The sequence below is a fragment of the Streptomyces coeruleorubidus genome, from assembly GCF_028885415.1.
In the GTDB taxonomy this organism is placed as follows: Bacteria; Actinomycetota; Actinomycetes; order Streptomycetales; family Streptomycetaceae; genus Streptomyces; species Streptomyces coeruleorubidus_A.
The window spans coordinates 7,128,599-7,150,665 of record NZ_CP118527.1 but is presented as its reverse complement, the minus strand read 5'-3'; the positions used below and the strand labels follow the sequence as shown (position 1 = coordinate 7,150,665).

12 protein-coding genes are annotated in these 22,067 nt (G+C 71.8%); 2 read left to right on the top strand and 10 right to left on the bottom strand.

The annotated features are described in order from the left end of the window. Positions 1 to 17: 17 nt before the first annotated feature. The 6 genes from PV963_RS33335 to PV963_RS33310 form a co-directional block, all read right to left on the bottom strand. A complete protein-coding gene (locus PV963_RS33335) occupies positions 18 to 2,207 on the bottom strand; it encodes a glycosyl hydrolase family 95 catalytic domain-containing protein (protein ID WP_274820132.1) in 2,190 nt (729 codons plus the stop codon). Then, positions 2,204 to 4,183: a beta-galactosidase gene (locus tag PV963_RS33330; protein ID WP_274820130.1), complete on the bottom strand. Its 1,980-nt coding sequence runs from the start codon at positions 4,181 to 4,183 to the stop codon at positions 2,204 to 2,206. The genes PV963_RS33335 and PV963_RS33330 overlap by 4 nt, the downstream gene beginning before the upstream one ends. After that, positions 4,183 to 6,393, bottom strand: coding sequence for a WD40/YVTN/BNR-like repeat-containing protein (locus PV963_RS33325; RefSeq protein ID WP_274820128.1), 2,211 nt, complete (start codon positions 6,391 to 6,393; stop codon positions 4,183 to 4,185). The genes PV963_RS33330 and PV963_RS33325 overlap by 1 nt, the downstream gene beginning before the upstream one ends. Before the next feature lie 131 nt (positions 6,394 to 6,524). Then, complete coding sequence (locus PV963_RS33320; RefSeq protein ID WP_425541043.1) at positions 6,525 to 7,463, bottom strand: carbohydrate ABC transporter permease; 939 nt, start codon at positions 7,461 to 7,463, stop codon at positions 6,525 to 6,527. An 8-nt stretch (positions 7,464 to 7,471) separates the two neighbouring features. Next, positions 7,472 to 8,506 (bottom strand): ABC transporter permease, encoded by a 1,035-nt coding sequence (locus PV963_RS33315; protein WP_274820125.1) that lies wholly within the window; start codon positions 8,504 to 8,506, stop codon positions 7,472 to 7,474. Positions 8,507 to 8,532: 26 nt separating this feature from the next. Beyond that, complete coding sequence (locus tag PV963_RS33310) at positions 8,533 to 10,212, bottom strand: extracellular solute-binding protein (RefSeq protein WP_274820123.1); 1,680 nt, start codon at positions 10,210 to 10,212, stop codon at positions 8,533 to 8,535. A gap of 371 nt (positions 10,213 to 10,583) precedes the next feature. On the opposite strand from PV963_RS33310, the gene PV963_RS33305 reads away from it, so the two are divergent. Then, the gene (locus PV963_RS33305) at positions 10,584 to 13,421 is read left to right on the top strand and encodes a glycoside hydrolase family 3 C-terminal domain-containing protein (RefSeq protein WP_274820122.1); all 2,838 of its coding nucleotides are present in this window, start codon (positions 10,584 to 10,586) and stop codon (positions 13,419 to 13,421) included. A 98-nt stretch (positions 13,422 to 13,519) separates the two neighbouring features. On the opposite strand, the gene PV963_RS33300 is transcribed toward PV963_RS33305, so the two are convergent. From PV963_RS33300 to PV963_RS33290, 3 genes are all read right to left on the bottom strand, one after another. Next, a complete protein-coding gene (locus tag PV963_RS33300; protein ID WP_274820120.1) occupies positions 13,520 to 14,965 on the bottom strand; it encodes an aldehyde dehydrogenase family protein in 1,446 nt (481 codons plus the stop codon). Positions 14,966 to 15,100: 135 nt separating this feature from the next. Beyond that, positions 15,101 to 16,774: a PucR family transcriptional regulator gene (locus tag PV963_RS33295; protein WP_274820118.1), complete on the bottom strand. Its 1,674-nt coding sequence runs from the start codon at positions 16,772 to 16,774 to the stop codon at positions 15,101 to 15,103. 125 nt (positions 16,775 to 16,899) lie between these two features. Further along, positions 16,900 to 19,095, bottom strand: coding sequence for an ATP-binding protein (locus PV963_RS33290; protein ID WP_274820116.1), 2,196 nt, complete (start codon positions 19,093 to 19,095; stop codon positions 16,900 to 16,902). Positions 19,096 to 19,388: 293 nt separating this feature from the next. Here PV963_RS33290 and gabT point away from each other — a divergent pair, with 293 nt between their 5' ends. Then, positions 19,389 to 20,723, top strand: a complete 1,335-nt coding sequence (gene gabT, locus PV963_RS33285) for a 4-aminobutyrate--2-oxoglutarate transaminase (protein WP_274820114.1) — start codon at positions 19,389 to 19,391, stop codon at positions 20,721 to 20,723. 411 nt (positions 20,724 to 21,134) lie between these two features. Here gabT and PV963_RS33275 read toward each other — a convergent pair whose 3' ends face one another. Next, positions 21,135 to 22,028, bottom strand: coding sequence for an NAD(P)-dependent oxidoreductase (locus tag PV963_RS33275; RefSeq protein WP_274820112.1), 894 nt, complete (start codon positions 22,026 to 22,028; stop codon positions 21,135 to 21,137). Positions 22,029 to 22,067 lie beyond the last annotated feature (39 nt).

Sequence of the window (22,067 nt, the reverse complement as noted above, 5' to 3'; positions counted from 1 at the left end):
TGGGGGGATGGGGGGAACTACCACGCCCTCAGGGTGAGGACGTGGTCTTCTCCGGCGACCAGGTGGAGGGATTCCGTGCCGGAGGAAGTCCGCAGTTCGACGCGGTGGGTGCGGCCCGGCCGGATGACGGCGCTCGCGCCGTCCGGGGACCAGGTGAGGTCGATCTCGGCTCCGAACCGGGTGCGCACACCGCGCAGTGCGCCGCTGGGGTAGGCCGTCGGCAGCGCGGGCAGCAGGACCAACCGGTCGGGGGTCGACTGCACGAGCATCTCGATCAGCACGGCGGGCAGGGTGTGCGCGGCGTCGGCGTTGTAGACGTCCCGCTTCGGGTAGTGGGCGCTCATCAGGGAGGCGTGGAAGAAGTCGCCGTCCAGGACCTGACCGAGGGCGTGGGCGACGCGGTCGCCGTCCCGGAGCCGGGCCGCGATGAGCGCGTGGTGCAGATGGCCGTGCGCGGAGTCGTTCTCGGCGCCGCGCAGTTCGAGGGCGCGGTGCGCGGCGGCCGCGAGTTCGGGGGTGTCGTAGGGGGTGATCTCGTCGAGCGGCCAGACGCCGTAGAGGTGGCTCAGGTGGCGGTGGTCGTAGGAGTCCGTGAGGCCCGGCCAGGCCCACTCCGCCAGGGCTCCGTCGTCGTTGATCCGGTGCGGTGGGAGCCGGTCGGCCAGGGCCTGCCAGCGGTCGGCGTCGGGGCCCGGGTGGTAGGCGGCGGCCGTGCGCAGGGCGTGGCGGGCCGCGGAGAGGTCCATGGCCGCGTTGAGGGTGCCCCAGCTCGCGTTCGCGGGCCTGTTCTCGGGTGAGTAGGACGGGACGACGACGAGGTGGCCGTTCTCGTCCGTCCTGGTGAGGAAGTCCTCGTAGAACAGGGCGACTTCGGCGAGCGCGGCGGCGGTGCGCGGATCGCGGGTGCCGTGGGTCTCGTCATGGTCGACGAGGGGTTTGAGCAGCCAGTCGGCGCCGGCGGTCCACAGGTGCAGCGGGTACTCGCGGCTGAAGTGGTACGAGTGGCCGGACTCGCCGTCGGTGTGACCGGGTGCGACGACGCCCCGGGCACCGAAGATCGCGCGGGCGTTGTCGCGCCAGTCGGGCAACTGGCGGTGGATCAGGTTCGCGTGGGCCTGGGTGACCTCGGGGAGGGCGGCGGCAGCGGCCGACGCGGTCTGGAGGTTGAGGTTGGCGTCGTTGGTGAAGGCTCCCGACCAGGCCGTGTTCCAGTCGCCGGTCCACAGTCCGGTCAGGCGGGGCGGGAAGAGGCCGCTCGCGGACAGCAGGTGGTAGCGGCCGGCCGCGAACAGGCGCTCCAGCAGGGCCGCGCTGCGGGGCCGCTTCAGCAACTCCGAGCCCGGCTGGGCCCGTTCGGCGGGGTCGGCGGCCAGGTCGAGGGTGACGCGCTCGTAGGCGGTGCGGTGCAGGGCGGCATGGCGGCCGAGGAGCTCGTCGTAGTCGGTGAGCAGGTCGCGCAGGGCACGCCCCTCCTCGACCACGTCCAGTTCGCCGGTGTGCCGGTGCACCCGGGTGAGGAGCAGCACGGACCGGGCTCCCTCGATGTGCGCGCCGGGGGGCGCCAGGGTCGTCGTACCGCCCGTGACGGCGAGCAGGGTGACGCCGGTGCAGGCCCGGTCGCTGTCCGGGTAGCGGGCGCGCAGGCTCAGCAGGGCGCCCTCGAGGGTGAGGACGGCTCCGTGGCCGACGCCCAGTCCGGCGGGGGCGCCGGGCAGCCGGTGGTCCAGGTCGATGTCGAGGGTGAGGCCGGGCCCGGTGACCTGCTGGACGATCACGTCGTCGGCGCGGGAGACGAAGACGCGGCTGGTCCAGCCGGTGCGGGCCGCCCGTACGACACCGGTGGTGAAGTCGACGTCGCGCCGGTAGTCGGGGCAGTCGCCCGAGGCCTGGCGCAGCCGGACCTGGAAGGCGGGGTGGAAGGGCTGCACCCACTGGTGCGGCCGTCCGTCCGTGAAGCTCTCGGCCGCGGTCGTGTCGCCCGCCAGGAGGCTGTCCTGGAGGGCGGGGAGGCCGGCGGCGAGCTGCGGTGGCCGGGGGTCCCTGCCGCCCGGCCGTACCAGGGTGTGGTGGGTGACGACGACCCGCTCGTCGTTCGGGTCACCGAACACAAGGGCGCCGTGGCGGCCGTTGCCGCTCAGGAAGCCGTCCTCCCAGCGAGCGGCCGGGTGCGGCTCCCACGTGCCGTGGGCGGGTGTGGAGTCGGTCATGGCCGCAGCACCGCCGCCCCGTAGCGGCCGAGGGTGACCCGGTCGGTGACGGCCGTCCCCGTCAGCAGGTCGTGGTGGGTGCCGGGGACCTCGACGGTCACCGGCTCGCGGCCGTGGTTGAGCACGAACAGCACCTCGCCCCTCAGGACGGCCTCGACCTGCTCGGGGAGGCCGTCGAGGACCGGCCGGACGCCCGCGTCGCCGGCGATCCGGGCCAGCAGCTCGCGCAGGGCCTCCGGCTCCGGGAGCGTGGAGACGTACCAGGCCCGGCCCTTGCGCAGGACGGCGGGCATGCCGTCCAGTTCGCCGCCCTTGTAGCAGGTCGTGTCGTCGGGGTCGGCGGGCTCGATCTCCTCGGACCACAGCGTGCCGCGGAAGCCCTCGCACGCGACGGTCTCCCCCGCGTCCAGCGGCCACCACTCGTGCAGCGTGCGGATACCGAACAGCTCCCGCAGCCGGGCGTCCATGCCGCCGGGGCGCACCCGGTCGTCCTCGTCGGCGACGCCGGTCAGGAAGCCGCAGACGAGGGTGCCGCCGCCACGGGCGTAGGCGAGGAGGTTGTCGATCGCCGCGTCCGTGAGCGCGTACAGCTGAGGCACGACGACCACGGAGTACGGCGTCAGATCGTGCTCGGGGTGGGCGAAGTCGGTGGTGAGGTGCGCCTGCCACAGGGCCCGGTGCCAGGCGCGCAGCACGTCCGGATACTCCACCTGGCTGGACAGGCGGCCGTCCTGGGCGCCGGCCCACCAGGCGTTCCAGTCGTGCAGGACCGCGACGTTCGCGGTGATGTGCCGGCCGGCCACCTGAGGGGCGATCTTCGCCAGGTCCGCGCCGAGCTGCTTGACCTCCTGGTACGTACGGCCCTCCTCCCCCGCGTGGCTGACCATGCCGGAGTGGAACTTCTCCGCGCCCTGCCGGGACTGCCGCCACTGGAAGTAGCAGACGGCGTCGGCGCCCCGGGCCACGGCCTGGAGGGACCACAGCCGGTTGAGGCCGCGCGGCTTGGGGTGGTTCACGCCCCGCCAGTTGACCGGCCCGGCCGCCTGTTCCATGAGCATCCAGGGCCCGCGTGCCTGGGAGCGGGTCATGTCCTGGACGAGCGCGCCGTTCTGGGCGCCGAGCGGGTCGCGCGGGTCGGGGTAGATGTCGACCGAGACGACGTCCTCCTCCGCCGCCCAGCGCCAGGCGTCCTGGCCGATCCACAGCGGCATGAAGTTGCTGGTGACCGGCAGGTGCGGGGTGTGACGCCGGACGATGTCCCGCTCGGCGGTGTAACACTCCAGGAGCATGTCGGAGGTGAAGCGCCTGAAGTCCAGGACCTGGGCGGGGTTGCGCATGTAGTGGGGCAGGCGGGGCGGCAGGATGCCGTCCCAGCAGTCGTAGCCCTGGCTCCAGAAGGCGGTGCCCCAGGCCTCGTTGAGGGCGTCGAGGGTGCCGTACTTCTCGCGCAGCCAGCGGCGGAAGGCGGCCGCGGCCTCGTCGCCGTAGTCGAAGGTGCAGTACTCGTTGTTGATGTGCCACATCGTCAGGGCCGGGTGACCGCCGTAGCGGGCGGCCAGGTCCTCGGTGATGGCGGCGGCGTAGCGCCGGTAGGTGGCGCTGGAGTGCGAGAAGTGCTGCCGGCCGCCCCACCACTCGGTGCGGCCGTCCTCGGTGACGGGCAGGGTGTCGGGGTGCAGCCGGCCCATCCAGGGCGGGGGCGAGGAGGTGGGGGTGGCGAGGACGACACCGATGCCGCCCTCGTGCAGCAGGTCCATCAGCGTGTCCAGCCAGCCGAACTCCCGTGCCCCGGGCTCCGGTTCCAGCTTGGACCACGAGAACACCCCGAGAGTGACGGAGTTGACGCCGGCGTCCTTCATCAGCCGGAGGTCCTCGTGCCAGGTCTCCTCCGGCCACTGTTCCGGGTTGTAGTCGCCGCCGAAGAGGAGACGCCCCCGGGTGGCATCGCTCAGAGCGGGCTGTTTCCTCCCGGGCATCAGGCGGGCTCCCCGTACTGCACTCCGCGCCCGTTGGTGGCGATGTACACGCGGCCGTAGACGCGCGGATCGCCGGTGATGGCCGCGCCGATCCAGCCCCACTGGTGCTGGTCGTCGTTGATCCGCGTCCAGGTCTTCGCCTCGTCGTCGGAGCGGTAGACGGCGGTGATGCTCTCGGTGGAGCCGACCATGTAGACCGCCGGGTAGGAGGCGCCCTCGGCGGCCTTGCCGAAGCCGAGGGTGTACGAGGCCCAGCAGCTGCCGACCTTGGTGAAGTTCGCCCCGCCGTCGGTGGAGCGGTACAGCCCGTTCCCCTTGAGGCTCAGCCACAGGTCCCCGGAGCGGCCGGGGGCCGCGACGAGCCGGAACTCGGTGTCGCCCGATTTCAGGCCGGTGGCCCGGGCGGTGAAGGTCAGGCCGCCGTCGGTGCTGGCGTGCAGTGTGCCGGTGGCGGTGTCGAAGGCGTAGAAGCGCTTCGGATCGACCGGGTCCGCGACCGGGGCGGCGCCCTTCGGGTAGGAGGTGACCTCGGTCCAGGTGGCGCCGTTGTCCGCCGAGCGGTGGGCCGGGTACGTGGTGCCGTCCCAGTGCGCGAAGGACCACAGCAGCACGCTGCCGTCGGCGTTGGTGGCGATCGGTCCCGGCGCGTCCTTGGCGATGGCGGGCTGCGCCTTGAAGGGCGCCCAGGTCTTACCGCCGTCGTTCGACCAAGCGCCGTTGCCGTTGTCGCCCCAGCCGGCCCGGACGACGTACGACGGCTTGGCCGCGGCCAGCGCGAGCCCCGTCGACGTGCCGAACACCGGGTTCGACGCCATGCCGCGCGAGGGGGACGCGGTGAGCCGCTCGTGGTACATCACGCCGATGTCCCCGGACCCGCTGATCAGGTGGGCCTCACCGGTCGGAGGCGAGACCAGCTGCCGGATGGACGCCTCCTCCAGGCCGCGGATCTGCGGGGCCCAGCGCTTGAGGTCGCGGGTGCCGTAGAGGGTCGCGCCCGTGCCGTAGACGATGTGCTCGGAGTCGAACGGGTCGAGGCCGACGGCCTGGATCCACCAGCCGAACTTGGGCTTGTCGGCGCCCCACTTGAGGTACGGCGTCTCGGAGACGTCGAGGACGGCCTCGTCCTTCAGGGACTTCCAGGTGCGGCCGCCGTTGGTGGTCCGGTACAGGGTGTCGACCAGCGCCCAGCGGTTGTTGGTGGAGACGACGACCGTGCCGGGGCGCCGGGCGTCGACGGCGACACCGCCGTAGCCGAAGGCGTCGGTCCCGCCGTCGCTCGTCGGCCCGCCGGGCTTCACGGGCGTGACCTCGGTCCACTTCCCGGTGGTCGTACGCAGCTTGTGCACGCTGCCGTCGGACTGACCGTTCGGGCCCGGGGCGTTGGCGTACGTCACGTACAGCTCGCAGGTGTGCCGGTCGTACGCGGCCCGGACCGGGACCTTGGCGGCGGTGCCGGCGGGCTGCCCGGGGACGGCCTTCCAGGTGGTGCCGTCGGCGGTTCTGTAGAGGTTCGCGGAGGTGCCGTCGGAGTCGCCCCAGCCGGCGTAGACGGTGCGGCCCGCGGCGACGAGGAGGGTGACGCCCTGGCCGGTGGCGCTGGGGGCGGCCGGGAAGGTCACGGCCTTCCAGGTGGCGCCCCGGTCGGTCGACTTGAGCAGCCCGTCGTGCCGGGTGCCGAGCCAGAGGGTGTCGCTGTCGCGCGGGTCGACGAGCAGCCGCTCGCCGCAGCCGCGCCCGTCCTCGTTGGCCCCGAGCTTCACGCTGAGGTCGGTGCGCTTCCAGGTCGCGCCGCGGTCCTCGGACCGCAGCACGGCCCCGTTGCCGGCCCAGGACTGCGCGTACGTACCCAGGGCGAGGTACAGCCGGTTCGGGTGGGCAGGGTCGACGGCCATGGCCTCGACGCCGAGGAGGTTCCAGTCGTCCCAGCCGATGTGGTCGGTCAGCGGGATCCACCGGTCGGTCCGGTCGTCCCAGCGGTAGGCGCCGCCGATGTCGGTGCGGGCGTAGGCGAGGCCGCGGACGGAGGGGTGGAAGAGGACGCCGGTCACGAATCCGGTGCCGCCCTGGACGGCGTTGCGCCAGCGGTAGGCGCCGCCTGCGGCGGGGGCGGCGGCCTGGGCACGCCCCTGGAGGACCGGAAGGGTGGCGACCGCGGCCGTGGCGGCGGTCCCGGCGAGCACAGCGCGTCTGCTGAGGGGGAACGTGCGCATGACATACCTCGGTTCTTGCAAAAGAGTTGGGGAAAGGCTTGAGGGGCGCGGGGAACTGCGCGACAAGCCACAACGCAGCGGCACACGACAAACAACCGACAGCCCTACGGCGAGAACTCACACAAGGGGCATCACCCCTTGACGGCCCCCGTGAGCATGCCCTTCTTGAAATGCTTCTGGACGAACGGCGAGATCACGGCAACCGGCAACAACGCCATGACCATCACGGCCATCTGAATCGCCAGCCCGGAAATCTGCCCCGTCTTGATCGCCTGACTCACCCCCACCGGCGCCTCCTGCTTCTGCACCAGCTGAATCATGACGTTCTGCAACGGCATCATGTCCTGGTCACTGAGGTAGATCGACGCGTTGAACCACGCACTCCAGTACCCGACCGCGTAGAACAACGTGATCACCGCGACCACGGCCCGCGAGAGCGGAAGGACGATCTGCCACAGGATCCGCCAGTCCCCCGCCCCGTCGATCCGCGCGCTGTCGATCAGCTCCGGGGAGATCCCCATGAAGAACGCGCGCAGGACCAGGATGTTGAAGACACTGACCGCGCTCGGCAGGATCAGCGCGAGGTACGTGTCCGTCAGTCCCAGCGACTGCACCAGCAGATACGTCGGAATGAGCCCGGCCCCGAAGAACATCGTCGCGAGCAACGTCATCAGCAGCCAGCGATGCCCGAGTGACCCGCTCCGGGACAGCCCGTAGGCCGCGAGAACCGACACCGTCATCGAGAACAGCGTGCCGGCCAGCGTGACGCCCACGCTGACGATCGCCGCCCGGGTCACCTGCCCGCCGCTCAGCAGCTCCTGGTAGGCGATGAAGGTGATGTCCTTCGGGATCATCACCAGCCCGCCGGCCTCGGTGATGGTCTTCTTCGAGGACAGGCTCGTGACGATGACGATCCACAGCGGGAACAGCACGGCGAGACAGGCGCCGAACAGGACGATGCCCTTGCCGGCGACCCCGGCCTTGCTGGGCTCCTCCTCCCAGACGGGCCTCGGCGGAGCCTCCCACCAGCGGGGTTCACGCGCCGCCTCCTCGATGGCGGCCTTGTCCATGACGGCGGTCACTTCTTGTACACCCCCTGCTCGCCCATGAAGTGGGCCACCTTGTTCGCGGCGAGGACGAGGGCCACGCTCACCAGGCCCTTGATCAGCCCTGCGGCGGCCGCGTAGCCGAAGTCCTGGTTGCGGACGCCGTTCCACCAGACGTAGGTGTCGAGGACCTCCGCCGCCCCTGGTCCCACCGCATCGCGTTGCAACAGGATCTGCTCGAAGCCGACGGTGAGCGCGTCACCGACCCGCAGCACCAGCAGCAGGGCGATCACGGGCCGCAGCGCGGGCAGCGTGACGTGCCACATGCGGCGCCAGCGCCCGGCCCCGTCCATGGCCGCCGCCTCGTACAGGTCGGGGCTCACGGAGGCGAGCGCGGCGAGGAAGACGATGATGCCCCAGCCCGCGTCCTTCCAGACGCCCTCCGCCGTCACCAGGAACTTGAAGATCCCGGGATCGGTCATGAGGTCGAAGCCCTCGTACCCGCGCTGCCGCAACGTCTGCGCGATGATGCCGGCGCCGCCGAAGATCTGCTGGAAGACGGTGATGACCAGCACCCAGGAGAAGAAGTGCGGCAGGTAGAGGATCGCCTGCGACACCGCCCGGATCCGGGGCCTGATCACGCTGTTGATGAGCAGCGCGAGCAGGATGGGGACCGGGAAGAACAGCACCAGCTGGAGGAAGAACAGCACGAACGTGTTCTGCACGGCGTCCCAGAACGCCGAGTCCGCGAAGACCCGCTGGAACTGCTCGAAGCCCACCCAGGGGCTCTCCAGCATGGCGATGAAGCCGTTGTCGCTGACGTACGGGTCGTAATCCTGGAAGGCGACGACGTTGCCCAGGATCGGTATGTAGTTGAAGACCAGGACCAGCGCGACGGCCGGCAGGGTCATCAGGATCAGTGTGCGGTCGCGGCGGAACCGCAACCGGAGGCTCAGCTTGCCGGAGAGTTCCTTCTCCGGCCCCTCCCCGGGGGCGTCCGCCGCCCGGGGAGCCGCCTCGGTCTTCTTCGCCTCGGCCCTGCTGCGAGGCACCGTGCTGTTGGACACGGCTTTCTCCTTGCCTCAGGCCCGGGTCACTGCGCGGAACCGTTGTCGTCGTGCAGCTTCTGGTACCAGTCGCGCAGCTTGTCGCCGCCCTGCTTCTTCCAGTCGGAGACGGCCTGCTGCATGTCGCTGATCTTCTTGCGGCCGCGGACGACGTCGTCCTCCAGCTGCTCGAAGTCGTTGGAGAGGTTCGTGTAGCGGGCGGGCTCGGTGATCTGCATGCCCCAGAAGGTGGACTTCTTGGTGAAGGCGCCCATCCGCTGCTGCCACTCCACCTGCTCCTTCGCGATGTCCGGGAGGTCCGGGTGCGCGATGGTGGGGGCGGGGCTGGCGAGCATCACGTAGGCGTTCATGACCTCCTGGTTGCCCTTGTCGTTCTTGGTGGGCACCCCGTCCTTGACGGAGTAGTGCGTGCCCTCGACCCCGTAGTTGGTGAGCATGTACTCCTTGGTGCCGTACGGGGCGGCGGTGACGTTGGCGGCGGCCAGGATGTCCTCGATGACGGCCTTGGACGCCTTCTTGTTGACGAAGGCGAAGATGCCCGCGGGCGATCCGGCCCACAGCGTGGGGTCGCCGCCGTCGGCGCCGAAGATGTCCATGCCGGAGATGCGGAAGTCGGGGTTCTGGCCGATCTGCTCGGCCATCTTGCCCCACCAGTCCGAGATGTTCTGGTTGTACATCAGGACCTGACCGGAGGTGAAACGGTCAGCCGCGGTGCCCTGGTTGACGGCCTTGGCGTCGGGGTGGACCACACCCGCCGAGTACAGCTTGCGCGTCCACTCCAGCGCCTCGAGGTACTCCTCCGTCTCGACGCGGTAGATCATCTTGCCGTCGGTCAGGTTCCAGCCGAGCGGCTTCTCGCTGCCGGAGAGCACTCCGAAGATGTTGAAGGCGGTCCACTTCATGTCGTCGCAGGCCCACACCTTGGCCTTGGGCCGGGTGATCTCCTTGGCGAGGGCGAGGAACTCGTCCGGGGACTTGGGGAGTTCCCAGCCCTCCTTGTCGAAGATGTCCTTGCGGTAGAAGGGCACGATGCCGACGACGGACGGGGCGGGCTGGGGCAGACCGCGCAGCTTGCCGCCGAAGATGGAGTACTGCCAGGCGCCGCTCGGGATGGCCGCGAGGTTCGGGTACTTCTTGATCGCGTCCCCGGACAGGTACGGCCCGAGATCAGCGAACTTGCTGATGATGGCGCTGGGTATCTTGCCGCCCATGTTCCAGCTGGGGATGACCACGACGTCCGGCACGTCGCTGGAGGCGAGGACCGCGCCGAGCTTCTCGTCGTAGGTCACGCCGTCCTGGTTCTGCCAGGTGATGTCGACGCCGATCAGGTCGTTCATCGCCTTGTAGTAGGCGTTGTCGCCCTTCGGCGGAGTCCCCCAGAACGGCGACATGATCTTGATCGAGCTGCCCTTGCCGAGCTTCTTCGGCACCGAAGTCTTGAGGTCCGCAAGGTCGAGCTTGCTGGTGAAGCCCATCGCCGAGCCGTTCTTGGACGGGATGTCCGGCGTCACCACGTTGCTGGCGACGTACGCCGGCAGCAGCTTCTTCGCTGTCTTCCCCGACGTGGTCCCGTCCCGCGACCCGCTCTCCGACCCGCCGCACGCGGCAAGCAACGGCATCCCACCCGCCACCGCTGCGGTGGCGACCGCCGTGGAGGCGAGGAAACTTCTCCGGCTGGGTCCGGAGGAGGCGGCGTTCGGCGTCATTGCGTCAACCCTTCATGGCGCACCAGGACACCCGGCGGTGGGCCGTCGGCTGCGGTGTCTCGAGTGGAACTGGCTGAGCCGAAGCGATACTCCGACGCGTGACGAGGAGTGCGCACCACCGGGTGGCGGACTTCACAGTCGAAGCGCTTCGATGTTGCTGCGAGGTTAAGTGAACACCCAGGGGTGCACAAGGGGCGATTCCAAGATTCCTCCGAGGTATGCACGATCGCGACCTGAGTCGTATGCCGCTTGGAATGCCGCCGAATGCCGCGAGTTGTTGCGCCGGGGTGTCTTGACACCCGCCCCCACGTCGAATGAGCATCGAAGCGCTTCGAAAGCGTCATGCCGCTCCATCCCAGAGGGAAACCCACGTGACCGCACACACGCCGCCCAGTCCGCCGTTCCGCGATCCGCGCCTGCCGTTCGCGAAGCGGATCGACGACCTCCTGTCGCGGCTCACGCCGGCGGAGAAGATCGCCTTCCTTCACCAGTTCGCGCCCGCCGTGGAACGGCTCGGCATCTCCGCCTTCCGCACCGGCCAGGAGGCCCTGCACGGCGTGGCGTGGATGGGCCCGGCGACGGTGTTCCCGCAGGCCGTCGGCCTGGGTGCCACCTGGAACCCGGAGCTGGTGCGGCGCGTCGGCGACGCGGTGTCCAAGGAGATCCGCGCGATGCGCGCCAAGGACGACCGGGTCGGCCTCAACGTCTGGGCGCCGACCGTCAACCTGCTGCGCCACCCCCTGTGGGGCCGCAACGAGGAGGGCTACTCGGAGGATCCGAAGCTCACCTCGGCGATCGCCACCGCCTACACGCACGGCCTGCGCGGCGACCACCCGACCTACTGGCGCACCGCGCCCGTGCTGAAGCACTGGCTCGCCCACAACAACGAGACGGACCGGTCCACGACGTCGAGCTCGGTGCGCCCGCGCGTGCTGCACGAGTACGACCTGAAGGCCTTCCGGGAGACCGTCGAGGCGGGTGCGGTGGCCGGGGTGATGCCGGCGTACAACCTGGTCAACGGCCGCCCCAACCACGTCTCGCCGTACCTGCGGGAGCATCTGCGCGCCTGGACCGAGGAGGAGCTGCTGGTCTGCTCGGACGCGGGCGCGCCGAGCAACCTGGTCGACTCCGAGCACTACTTCGACACGCACGAGGAGGCCACCGCGGCCTCCCTCGTGGCGGGCGTCGACAGCTTCACGGACCACGGCACGGACTCCTCGCAGATGATCGGACGCCTGCGCGGCGCCCTGGAGCGCGGGCTGCTGACCGAGGCCGACGTCGACACAGCCGTCCGCCGGCAGCTCTCGGTCCGCTTCCGGCTGGGTGAGTTCGACCCGGAGTACGACCCGCACGACGCCACCAGCGAGTTCGACACCCCGGCGCACCGCGCCCTCGCGCAGGAGGCCGCCGAGCAGGCGATCGTGCTGCTGAAGAACGACGGGGTGCTGCCGCTCGCCCCGGACACCCGGGTCGCGGTGGTCGGGCTGCTCGCCGACGAGTGCAAGCGCGACTGGTACAGCGGCACGCTCATCCGCCGCTCGACCCCGTTGGAGGGCCTGTACGAGCGGTTCGGCGCGCAGTGCGTGGAGTTCGCGGAGGGCGTGGACCGGGTCCGGCTGAAGACCTCCGCGGGCGCCTTCCTGCACGTACCGGTGGTCGAGGACGCCGCCGACCAGGTGCGCGGCGCCGAGGGCGCGCTCGACCCGGCGCTGCTCGCGGGCCGCACCGACCTGCCCGCGCTCGTCACCGACGCGACCGGTACCGAGCTGGCGCTGGTCGACTGGGGCGAGGGCGTGCTGACCCTGCGCGCGCCCGACGGCCGCTACCTCTCGGTCGCCGAGGACGGCCGCGTCCGCGCCTCCGCCGACCAGCCCGGAGGCTGGATCGTCCAGGAGACGTTCCGCCTGGAACCGCACGAGAACGGGCACCTCCTGAAGCACCTGGGAACGGGTCGCCACGTGTGTGTCTCCGCCGACGGCCTGAAGGTTGCCGACGAAGATCCCGAGGTCTTCGAGCTGGTCGTCACCGAGCGCGGCGAGGAGGCGGTGGCGCGGGCCGCCGCGCAGGCCGACGTGGTCGTGATGGTGGCGGGCAACGACCCGCACATCAACGGCCGCGAGACCGAGGACCGTACGACCCTGCGCCTGCCCGGGCAGCAGGAGCGACTGCTGCGGGCTGCTCGCGCGGCGAACCCCGCGACCGTGCTGGCGCTGGTCTCCGCGTACCCGTACGCGGTCGACCCGGCGGACCTCCCGGCCGTGCTGTGGACCGCGCACGGCGGCCAGGCGGCCGGCACCGCCCTGGCCCGCGTGCTGGCCGGCGACGTCTCCCCCGCCGGCCGCCTCCCGCAGACCTGGTACGCCGACGACGCCGACCTGCCCGGCCTCCTCGACTACGACGTGATCGGGAGCCGGCAGACGTACCTGTACTTCGAGGGCACGCCCCTGTTCCCCTTCGGGCACGGCCTGTCGTACACGTCGTTCTCCTACGACGGCCTGACGGCCCGGGTGGCGGACGGGTCGGTGCACGTCTCCTTCACGGTCACCAACACCGGTGACGTCACCGCCGACGAGGTCGCCCAGCTCTACACCCGGGCCGTCGACCCGTCCGTGCCGCGTCCGCGCCGCGAGCTGCTGGACCACCGCCGCGTCACCCTCGCCCCCGGGGCGACGGCGGAGCTGGGTTTCCAGGTGCCGTTGTCCGCCTTCGAGTTCTGGGACGTGGCCCAGGACCGGTGGCGTCTGGAGCCGGGCGCGTACGAGCTGCTGGCCGGGACCTCCAGCGAGGACGTCCGGCTGCGTACGACCGTCACGCTCGACGGCGAGCCCGCCCAGCCGCGCGCGGTCGTCACGGGCGGTCTGGCCGCGGCCGGCTTCGACGAGCAGATCGGCATCGAGATCGTCGACCGTACGAAGGTGTCGGGCGAGGCGGTGACGCCGGCGGACGGGGCGACGGGCGAACTGGTCTACCGCGCCTGCGACTTCGGGTCCGGCATCTTGGGCGTGACGGTGGAGGTGGCCGGTGAGGGCACGGTCGAGCTGTCCCTCGACGGCGGCCCGGCACTCGCGGCGCTGTCGACCGCGACACCCACGTCAAGCCCGTACGACTACGTCTCGCTCGGCGCGTCCGTCGCCGCTGCGGGCGTGCACGACGTGCATCTGAGACTGCGCGGCCCGCTGCGGCTCGCGCACGTCGGCTTCTCCGGTTGAGGGTCCGGAGCAGGCCGGCGTAAAAGAAGGGGCCCGGCACCGGAAGGCATCGGTGCCGGGCCTCTTCGCACAGTCTATATGAAAATGGTTCCCATGAGCTAGAGGGCGAGGCCGGTGAGCACCATCACGCGCTCGTACGTGTAGTCCTCCATCGCGAACCGCACGCCCTCCCGGCCCACGCCGGACTGCTTGACGCCGCCGTACGGCATCTGGTCGGCGCGGTAGGACGGCACGTCGCCGACGACGACGCCGCCGACCTCCAGGGCGCGGTGGGCCCGGAAGGCGGTCTGGAGGTCGTGGGTGAAGACGCCCGCCTGGAGGCCGTACTTGGAGTCGTTGACGGCGGCGAAGGCCTCGGCCTCGCCGTTCACCTTCTGCACGGTGAGGACCGGCCCGAAGACCTCCTCGCAGGAGAGGGTGACATCGGCCGGTACGTCGGCCAGCACGGTCGGCGCGTACGAGGCGCCGTCGCGCTTGCCGCCGGTGAGCAGCCGGGCACCGGCGTCGACCGCCTCCCGGACCCACGCCTCGACGCGCTTGGCGGCGTCCTCGCTGACCAGCGGCCCGACATCGGTCGCGTCGTCGCTCGGGTCGCCGGTGACCTGGGCCTCGACGGCGGCGACGATGCGCGGCAGCAGCCGGTCGTACACGGAGGCGTCCGCGATGACCCGCTGGACGGAGATGCAGGACTGGCCGCCCTGGTAGTTGGAGAAGGTGGCGATGCGGTTCGCCGCCCGGTCCAGGTCCTCCTCGCTCGCCCAGTCGGCGAGCACGACGGCCGCGCCGTTGCCGCCCAGCTCCAGGGTGCAGTGCTTGCGCGGCACCGAGTCCATGATCGCGTAGCCGACCTTCTCGGAGCCGGTGAAGGAGATCACGGGCAGGCGCTCGTCCTGCACCAGGGCGGGCATCTTGTCGTTGGCGACCGGCAGGATGCTCCAGGAGCCCGCCGGGAGCTCGGTCTCGGCGAGCAGCTCGCCGATGACCAGCCCGGACAGCGGGGTGGCCGGGGCCGGCTTCAGGATGATGGGGGCGCCGGCGGCGATGGCCGGGGCGACCTTGTGGGCACAGAGGTTGAGCGGGAAGTTGAAGGGCGCGATGCCGAGCACGACGCCCTTCGGGAAGCGGCGCGTGAGGGCGAGCCGGCCCTGGCCGCCGAGGTCGGTGTCGAGCCGCTGGGCCTCGCCGCCATTGAACCGCCGGGCCTCCTCGGCCGCGAACCGGAAGACGGACACGGCCCGGCCGACCTCGCCGCGCGCCCACTTGAGCGGCTTGCCGTTCTCGGCGGAGATCAGCCGCGCGATCTCCTCGGTGCGCTCGACGAGGCGCTTGCTGACGTGGTCGAGGGCGGCGGCGCGCACGTGGGCCGGGGTGGCCGCGAACTCGTCCCGTACGGCGTACGCGGCGGCCACGGCCTCCTCGACCTGCGCGTCCGTCGGCACGCTCACCTTGCCGACGAGCCGCCCGTCCCACGGGGAGGTGACGTCGAAGGTGTCCTCGCCGGTGGCCTGGCGGCCGGCGAGCCAGAAGGCGTGGGTGGAAGTCATAGGGGTTCCGGCCCTTCGGCGTTGGGGGTGATCCTGATGCTGCGGGTCCAACGGTAGGCGCGGGGTGGCCGAAGGTCGTTTGTCCGGGGCGTAGCAGTGACGGGCGCGGACACTACGGTTTGGCGCACGGACCCTTCAGTCCGAGGAGGTCGCCTTCAGGGCGAGCCAGAGCTCCATCCGCGCGTCGGCGTCGTCCAGGGAGCGGCCGAGGATCTCCTCGACCCGGCGCATGCGGTAGCGCAGGGTGTGGCGGTGGACGCCGAGGTCGGCCGCCGCCGCGTCCCACTGGCCGTGCCGGGACAGCCAGGCGCGCAGGGAGGCCACGAGGTCGCCGCGGCCCGTGGCGTCGTGCTCGTACAGCGGCCGCAGCATCCCGTCGGCGAAGGCCCGTACCGCGTCGTCCGCCAGCAGCGGCAGCACGGATCCGGCCGCCATCTGCTCGTGCTCCACGAGGACGCGCCCGCGCCGCCGCGCCACCGACAGCGCCTGCTCGGCCTGCTTGTACGCGGCGGACGCGGCGATGGGCCCGGCCGGCGCCGACAGGCCCACGACCAGCTCGTCGCCCTCGCCGCCCGGCACCTTCTCGCGTGCGCCGGCCCGGGCCGACTCCAGGGCGGCCGCGTACTCCCCGCAGGCCGCCGCGGCGGCACCGCCGTCCGCGGCCAGCACCACCAGCCGCTCCCCCTCCGGCACGACGAGGACGGCCTCGCCGGCCCGGGCCGCGGCGGACTCCATGACGTCGGCGAGCGCCGAGAGGGGGTCGCCGTTCGTGTCGGCCGCGGCGAGCACGGCGGCGGAGGCCCGGTCGGCGGCCGGGGCGCCCGCCCGGGCCTCGGCGCGGGCCAGCGCGGCCGAGGCCGACACCGGCACCCGCTCCGCGACCAGCATCCGGAACGGCGCGTCCAGCAGCCCGCCGTACAGGTCCCCGGCGACCGCGCGCGCGTGGTCCGGCTCCCCGGCCAGCAGCATGCGCAGCACCGCCGCGCCGATCCGCTGCTCGGCCGCCTGGAGGGACCGGGAGCGTTCGGTGGTCAGGGTCAGCAGTGCGATGGCCGAGTGGACGGCGTAGCGCTCGGCGGTGCCGAGGGTGGCGGCCGTGCCCACGGCGAGGGCCGCCCGGGGACGCCGGCCCGTGCCGATGGTGTGCAGTTCGACCCGGTCCTCGTTCTCCGGTCCACCGACCACCGACGAGGCGGGCGCGGGCCGTTCCCGCAGCCGCTGCACGTCGCCGGTGAGCCGGGCGGCCCGCCGCCCGGCCCACTCCGGTGCCGTGGCGACGACGGCGCCCGAGGCGTCGTACAGCGCGGCCCATCCGTCGACCTGCGAGGCCAGCGCGGCCAGCAGCCCCTCGGGCCCGCCCGTCTGGGCCTGCCTGGTCAGCTCGCGCTGGGCGGCGAACCCGGCCGTGACGGCCCGGTACTGGTCGGCGGCGATCGCGGCGGACACGGCCTTGCTGATGGCGAGAAAGGGCGTGCGGCGCGGCACCTCCAGCAGCGGCAGGCCCTCCTCCTCGGCCGCGTCGACGAGCGCCTTGGGGATCTCCTCGTAGTTGACGCCGACGGCGAAGCCGAGCCCGACCACCCCGGCCCCGACCAGCCGCCGTACGTAGCGGCGCATGGCCTCCGGGTCCTCGGCGTCCAGTTTGAGCGCGGTGATCAGCAGCAGTTCCCCGCCCTCCATGTAGGGGACGGGGTCGGCGAGCTCGCTGACGTGCGCCCAGCGGACCGGCACGTCGAGGCGGTCTTCGCCTGCCCGCACGGTGAGTTTCAGCGCGGAGTGGTGGACGAGCGAGGCGAGCGTCGGGGGCATGAGGCCTTCAGGTCTGCGTCAGGACGTGTGTGATCTTTGTGCACTTTTGGCCGCCACGTATGAACGACCTGTGACGATTCTGCCTCACCGTACGATCCCCGCGTACCCGCACCGGCCGGAAGACGTCAGCCCCGAAGGTCCACCAGCAGCGGTGGCGCGTGCTCGCCCTTGACGTCGGTCAGCGACAGCACCGCGTGCCCGGCCGGCACCCCGTGCGCCAGCTCGGAGGCGGACCAGCGTTCCCGCTCGACCTGCCGCACGGTCACCGCCCGCGCGGTCGGGGCCTTGCCGGTGATCACCCGGCGCAGCATGTGCACGGCCTTGCCGGCGGGTGTCTCCGCGATGATCTGCCGGTCGGTGACGTCCCGGGCCTCGGTCCACTCCTTGCCCCACACCTCGGCGAAGTCCTGCCCGTCCCACGGGGTGAGCCCCGACAGCGCCATCCGGCAGCCGGTGGCCCCGAGCAGCGGCCCGCGCAGCGGCCGGGGCACGTCGTCGAGCGTGCGCAGGGTCAGCACCACCCCGGCGTTGCCGGACCGCAGCCGCTGGATGCCGCGCACTGCCTCGGGTGTCACCACCCCGGTCGCGTCGTCGAGCAGCAGACAGGCGAACAGCGACCGGTCCTCCCGTACGGCGACACTCGCCGTGAACTGCGCGAGCACCAGCCGCGCCAGCATCCGGGAGGCGTCGGCGTGCCCGCGCTCGGGCAGGTCGATACGCACCCGGACGGGATGGTCGAGGGGCTTGAGGGTGAAGGGCCGGGTGGCCCCGGAGGTGTCGAAGAAGGAGGCGAAGGCGGGCCGATCCAGCAGGGCAACCCGATCCGCGAGCACCCCGCCGACATCTCCCGGCTGCCCCATCTGCCGCTCCCGCGCGTCCAGTTCCCGCAGCAGCGACTCCTGCCCGGCGTCCTGAAGCCCCTGCCGCAGCGCGGCCAGCGGCCCCGGCGCCCCGTCCAGCAGCTGCCGCAGCTCCGGTACGGACGGAAAACGCCCGTGCACGGCCCGGAACGGCCCGAGCAACTGGGCGAGCACGGTCGTGGAACGCCGGCTGTCACTCCCCGGATGCGGATCGGCGAGATCCCCCACCAGCGCCTCGGCGAGCACGGCCGCGGCCTCGTCCGGGTCGCCTGTCCCGCCGTACAGATCCAGGTCGTACTCGGACTCCTGGTTCCCGATCCGCACGACGACGTCGTACGCGTCGGCCGGCCCGAGCCCGGCCCCCGCCGCCCCGACCACGACCACGGCGGCCCGCCCGGCGAGAGCGTGCAGACACAGCGACTCGGCGAGGGGCCGCACGACGGCACCGGTCTTTCCGGAGCCGGCGGGGCCGACGGCCACGAGCGACGTGCCGAGCAGGTCGGGCCCGAGGCCGAGGCCCGCCCCGCGGTAGGAGTACGGGTTGCGGGAGTCGTCCACGGTGGTCCCCAGCCGTACCTGGCCGGTGACCAGGTCGTGCCGGGCGATCCGCGCCGGCAGGTCGCGCTCCCCGGAGGGGTGGAGGCAGGCGGCGGCGCCGTCCCGCAGGACGGTGGAGCTGAAGGTGGCGAGGCTGTGCCGTCCGGTGCGTACGCCCTGCCAGGCACGGAGGATCCGGGCATGGTCGACGTCCCTCATGAGCCCGGAGCGGGCCTCGTCGGCGAGCCGCTCGGCGGCGTCGACGGCTCCGGCGGCGCGCAGCTCGTTCCACTGGGCCGGATCGTCCTGGGCGGTCGGCTGCGCCTCCTGGGACTCCGGCCGGCGCAACCGCGGGGCGACGAAGCGGCGCCACACCTCGCCCCAGCGGCCGAGCCGGCTCACCCCGACCATGATCGCCAGGGCGACGAGCAGCTCGTACCCCCGGTACACGATGAACGTGCCGGTCTCGCCGATGCCGCTGTCGGCGCCACGCCAGGCGTCGGGAACGATCAGGTCGAACGGCACCCACCACCAGTTGCCGAGGTAGCCGTTCTGGAGCAGCGACCAGATCAGCCATCCCACCAGGAAGGCGATCAGTGCCCCGGTCAGCAGTTGCCGGGTGGGGATCTCCTCGGGCTCCTCCGCCGGCCGCGGCCGGTGCCCGAACCGCCACACGCCGGGCGGCGCCTCGGGCCGGGGCGTACGCAGCCAGGTCAGGAAGGAGGACCCGTCCGGCATCGGAGGCACCCCTGGCGCCCGGGTCGGCCGGGGCGGCACAGCGGATCCGCCCGACGCCGCACCGGGTCCGTTCGGCGGCACGCCGTGGCCGTTCGGCGGCACCGCGGGCACCTCCGGCGGCCCCGCCGGACGCGGCACCGGGTTCGCGTGCGTACCCCGCGCCTCCTGCGTCCCGTCGCTGTCCATCGCCCTTGCCCCCTGACCAGCCGCTCCGTCCACCATCAGCGAGCCAATCTAACCCCCTCCCCTGGGGAGTTCACCGCTTACACGGCCGGGGCGTGGGCACCAGCCCCACGGGACCGCCATGTCCACCCCGGACAAGCCGCCCCGCCGACAACGCCCACATGGAGCATGCCCACCCCCCTCCCCCCGCCCTAGCCTGCGAGAAAAGAAGCGAAGTGTCCGTACACCCCCGTCGTACACCCCGTCCGTACACCCCGTCCGTACACCCCCGTCCGCACCAACCCCAGGAGCCCCGCATGACCGCACTTCCGCAGGAGCGCCGCGTCGTCACCGCCATTCCCGGACCGAAGTCGCAGGAGTTGCAGGCCCGCCGTACCGCCGCGGTCGCGCAGGGTGTGGGGTCGGTGCTGCCCGTGTTCACGGCGCGGGCCGGTGGCGGGATCATCGAGGACGTCGACGGCAACCGGCTGATCGACTTCGGGTCGGGCATCGCCGTGACCTCCGTCGGTGCCTCGGCCGAGGCCGTGGTGCGCCGGGCGTCCGCGCAGCTCGCCGACTTCACCCACACCTGTTTCATGGTCACGCCGTACGAGGGGTACGTCGAGGTCGCCGAGGCGCTCGCCGAGCTGACCCCAGGTGACCACGCCAAGAAGAGCGCGCTGTTCAACTCCGGCGCCGAGGCCGTCGAGAACGCCGTGAAGATCGCGCGGTCGTACACGAAGCGGCAGGCCGTCGTGGTGTTCGACCACGGCTACCACGGGCGGACCAACCTGACCATGGCGCTGACGTCCAAGAACATGCCGTACAAGCAAGGCTTCGGGCCGTTCGCGCCCGAGGTGTACCGCGTGCCCGTGGCGTACGGCTACCGCTGGCCGACCGGTCCCGAGAACGCCGGTCCGGAGGCCGCCGCACAGGCCATCGACCAGATCAGCAAGCAGGTCGGCCCGGAGAACGTCGCCGCGATCATCATCGAGCCGGTGCTCGGCGAGGGCGGTTTCATCGAGCCGGCCAAGGGCTTCCTGCCGGCCGTCAGGAAGTTCGCGTCCGACCACGGCATCGTCTTCGTCGCCGACGAGATCCAGTCCGGTTTCTGCCGTACGGGGCAGTGGTTCGCGTGTGAGGACGAGGGCATCGTCCCGGATCTGATCACCACCGCCAAGGGCATCGCCGGTGGTCTGCCGCTCGCCGCCGTGACCGGGCGTGCCGAGATCATGGACGCCGCGCACGCCGGCGGTCTGGGCGGCACCTACGGCGGCAACCCGGTGGCCTGCGCGGGCGCCCTGGGCGCGATCGAGACCATGAAGGAGCTCGACCTCAACGCCAGGGCGAAGAACATCGAGGCCGTGATGAAGGCGCGTCTTTCCGCCATGCAGGACAAGTTCGACGTCATCGGCGACGTCCGCGGCCGTGGCGCGATGATCGCCATCGAGCTGGTCAAGGACCGCGCCACCAAGGAGCCGAACCCGGAGGCGACCGCCGCACTTGCCAAGGCCTGCCACGCCGAGGGCCTGCTGGTCCTGACCTGTGGCACCTACGGCAACGTGCTCCGCTTCCTGCCCCCGCTGGTGATCGGCGAGGACCTGCTGAACGAGGGCCTCGACATCATCGAGCAGGCCTTCGCACGTATCTGACGTCGGCTTCGCATCCGCCCCGGCGCCCGCCCGCGCGCATCTGAGCCGGCATCGGGGCAGGTGAGCCGCTCCGGTTCCGCTACCGGGGCGGCGAGCGGCAGAGCGTGTGAAGAAGGTGTGCGAGGTGGATGACAGCGGGCCCTGCGGCCTGTCCTCCGCCCAACCCCTGTCGTAGGTTCTACCCAGATGAGAGATACACCCCGCCCACAGGGGACTGTGGGTGACATCAGGCCGAGGCCTCCCCAGCTTCGACCTGGTCGTGCCCTCGCGCACACAACCGGAGCCTGAGGCTCTGGATCTCCTCACCGATCGGACAGTCGCCCGCCCCAAACCCCCCGGGGCGCGCGACGTTCCGGTCCGGACGGCCGCCTCGGAACTACCCCCCCCTGTTCCGGGGCGGCCGACCTCCATCTACACCCCTCCGAGTGGCGACTTCCTGAGCACCTCGGTCAGCGCCGAGATGCTGTGTTCGCCGTGGCCCGCCTCGGCCGCCCGTCGCACCAGGTCGTGCAGGGGCGCCAGCCAGGCGGTGTCGACGTTCGTCTCCTCGCTCAGGTCGTCGTCATGGGCCGCGGCCGCGAGGAAAAGGTTCACGGAACTCGCGGCGTCGCCGTAGTCACCGCTGTCGATCTCCGCGGCGAAGACCGGCAGCAGCGATTTGATCATGTCCAGCCACTTGCCGGCGAACCGCACCGTCGTGTCCGCGCGCAGCCCGCGCGCCTGGACGGCCGCGGCCCCCTGGAAGAAGCCGACGAGCGCGGGCAGCAGCATCGCACCCACCGCCATCTCGTACAGCGCGGCGAGATCGGGCTCCTCCCCGAGATGGACGGTGTCGCCGCCCAGCACCCTCAGGGTCGTCTCGTGTTCGTCGAAGACGGCCTTGTCTCCGCTGTAGTAGAGCAGGGTGTCCGGCTTCCCCACGGCCGACGGCACGTTCTTGACGGCCCCGGCGAGCAGACGGGCGCCGCGCGCGGTGGCCCACGCGGCCGTCTCACGGGCGCCGGCCGGGGAGCCGCTGTTCAGGGTGACGAGGGCCCGGCCCCGTAACGCCCCGGCGGCCGGTTCCAGTGCCGCGCGGGTGTCCTCGAAGGTGGTCAGGCAGGTGAGGACCAACCCGCTCGCCGCGACCGCGTCCGCGACGGACCCGGTGTGCAGTGCCCCCCTGTCCACCAACGGCCTGGCCCGGCCCGGGGTGCGGTTCCAGACGGTTGTCGGGTGTCCCGCCGCCACGAACGCCTCGGCGAGTGCCCGGCCCATCGAGCCCAGTCCGATGACGGTCACGGATGTGCGGTTTTTCCCAGCCATGTTTCTCTCCCTCGTTTCCCGTACGGGAATCCATGCTGG

Bases quoted from the DNA above. Each gene is read 5' to 3' on its own strand.
- gabT (WP_274820114.1), top strand. From the start codon at position 19,389: ATGACCGCACTTCCGCAGGAGCGCCGCGTCGTCACCGCCATTCCCGGA.
- PV963_RS33300 (WP_274820120.1), bottom strand. From the start codon at position 14,965: ATGACTTCCACCCACGCCTTCTGGCTCGCCGGCCGCCAGGCCACCGGC.
- PV963_RS33335 (WP_274820132.1), bottom strand. From the start codon at position 2,207: ATGACCGACTCCACACCCGCCCACGGCACGTGGGAGCCGCACCCGGCC.
- PV963_RS33275 (WP_274820112.1), bottom strand. From the start codon at position 22,028: ATGGCTGGGAAAAACCGCACATCCGTGACCGTCATCGGACTGGGCTCG.
- PV963_RS33320 (WP_425541043.1), bottom strand. From the start codon at position 7,463: ATGGACAAGGCCGCCATCGAGGAGGCGGCGCGTGAACCCCGCTGGTGG.
- PV963_RS33295 (WP_274820118.1), bottom strand. From the start codon at position 16,774: ATGCCCCCGACGCTCGCCTCGCTCGTCCACCACTCCGCGCTGAAACTC.
- PV963_RS33330 (WP_274820130.1), bottom strand. From the start codon at position 4,183: ATGCCCGGGAGGAAACAGCCCGCTCTGAGCGATGCCACCCGGGGGCGT.
- PV963_RS33290 (WP_274820116.1), bottom strand. From the start codon at position 19,095: ATGGACAGCGACGGGACGCAGGAGGCGCGGGGTACGCACGCGAACCCG.
- PV963_RS33325 (WP_274820128.1), bottom strand. From the start codon at position 6,393: ATGCGCACGTTCCCCCTCAGCAGACGCGCTGTGCTCGCCGGGACCGCC.
- PV963_RS33310 (WP_274820123.1), bottom strand. From the start codon at position 10,212: ATGACGCCGAACGCCGCCTCCTCCGGACCCAGCCGGAGAAGTTTCCTC.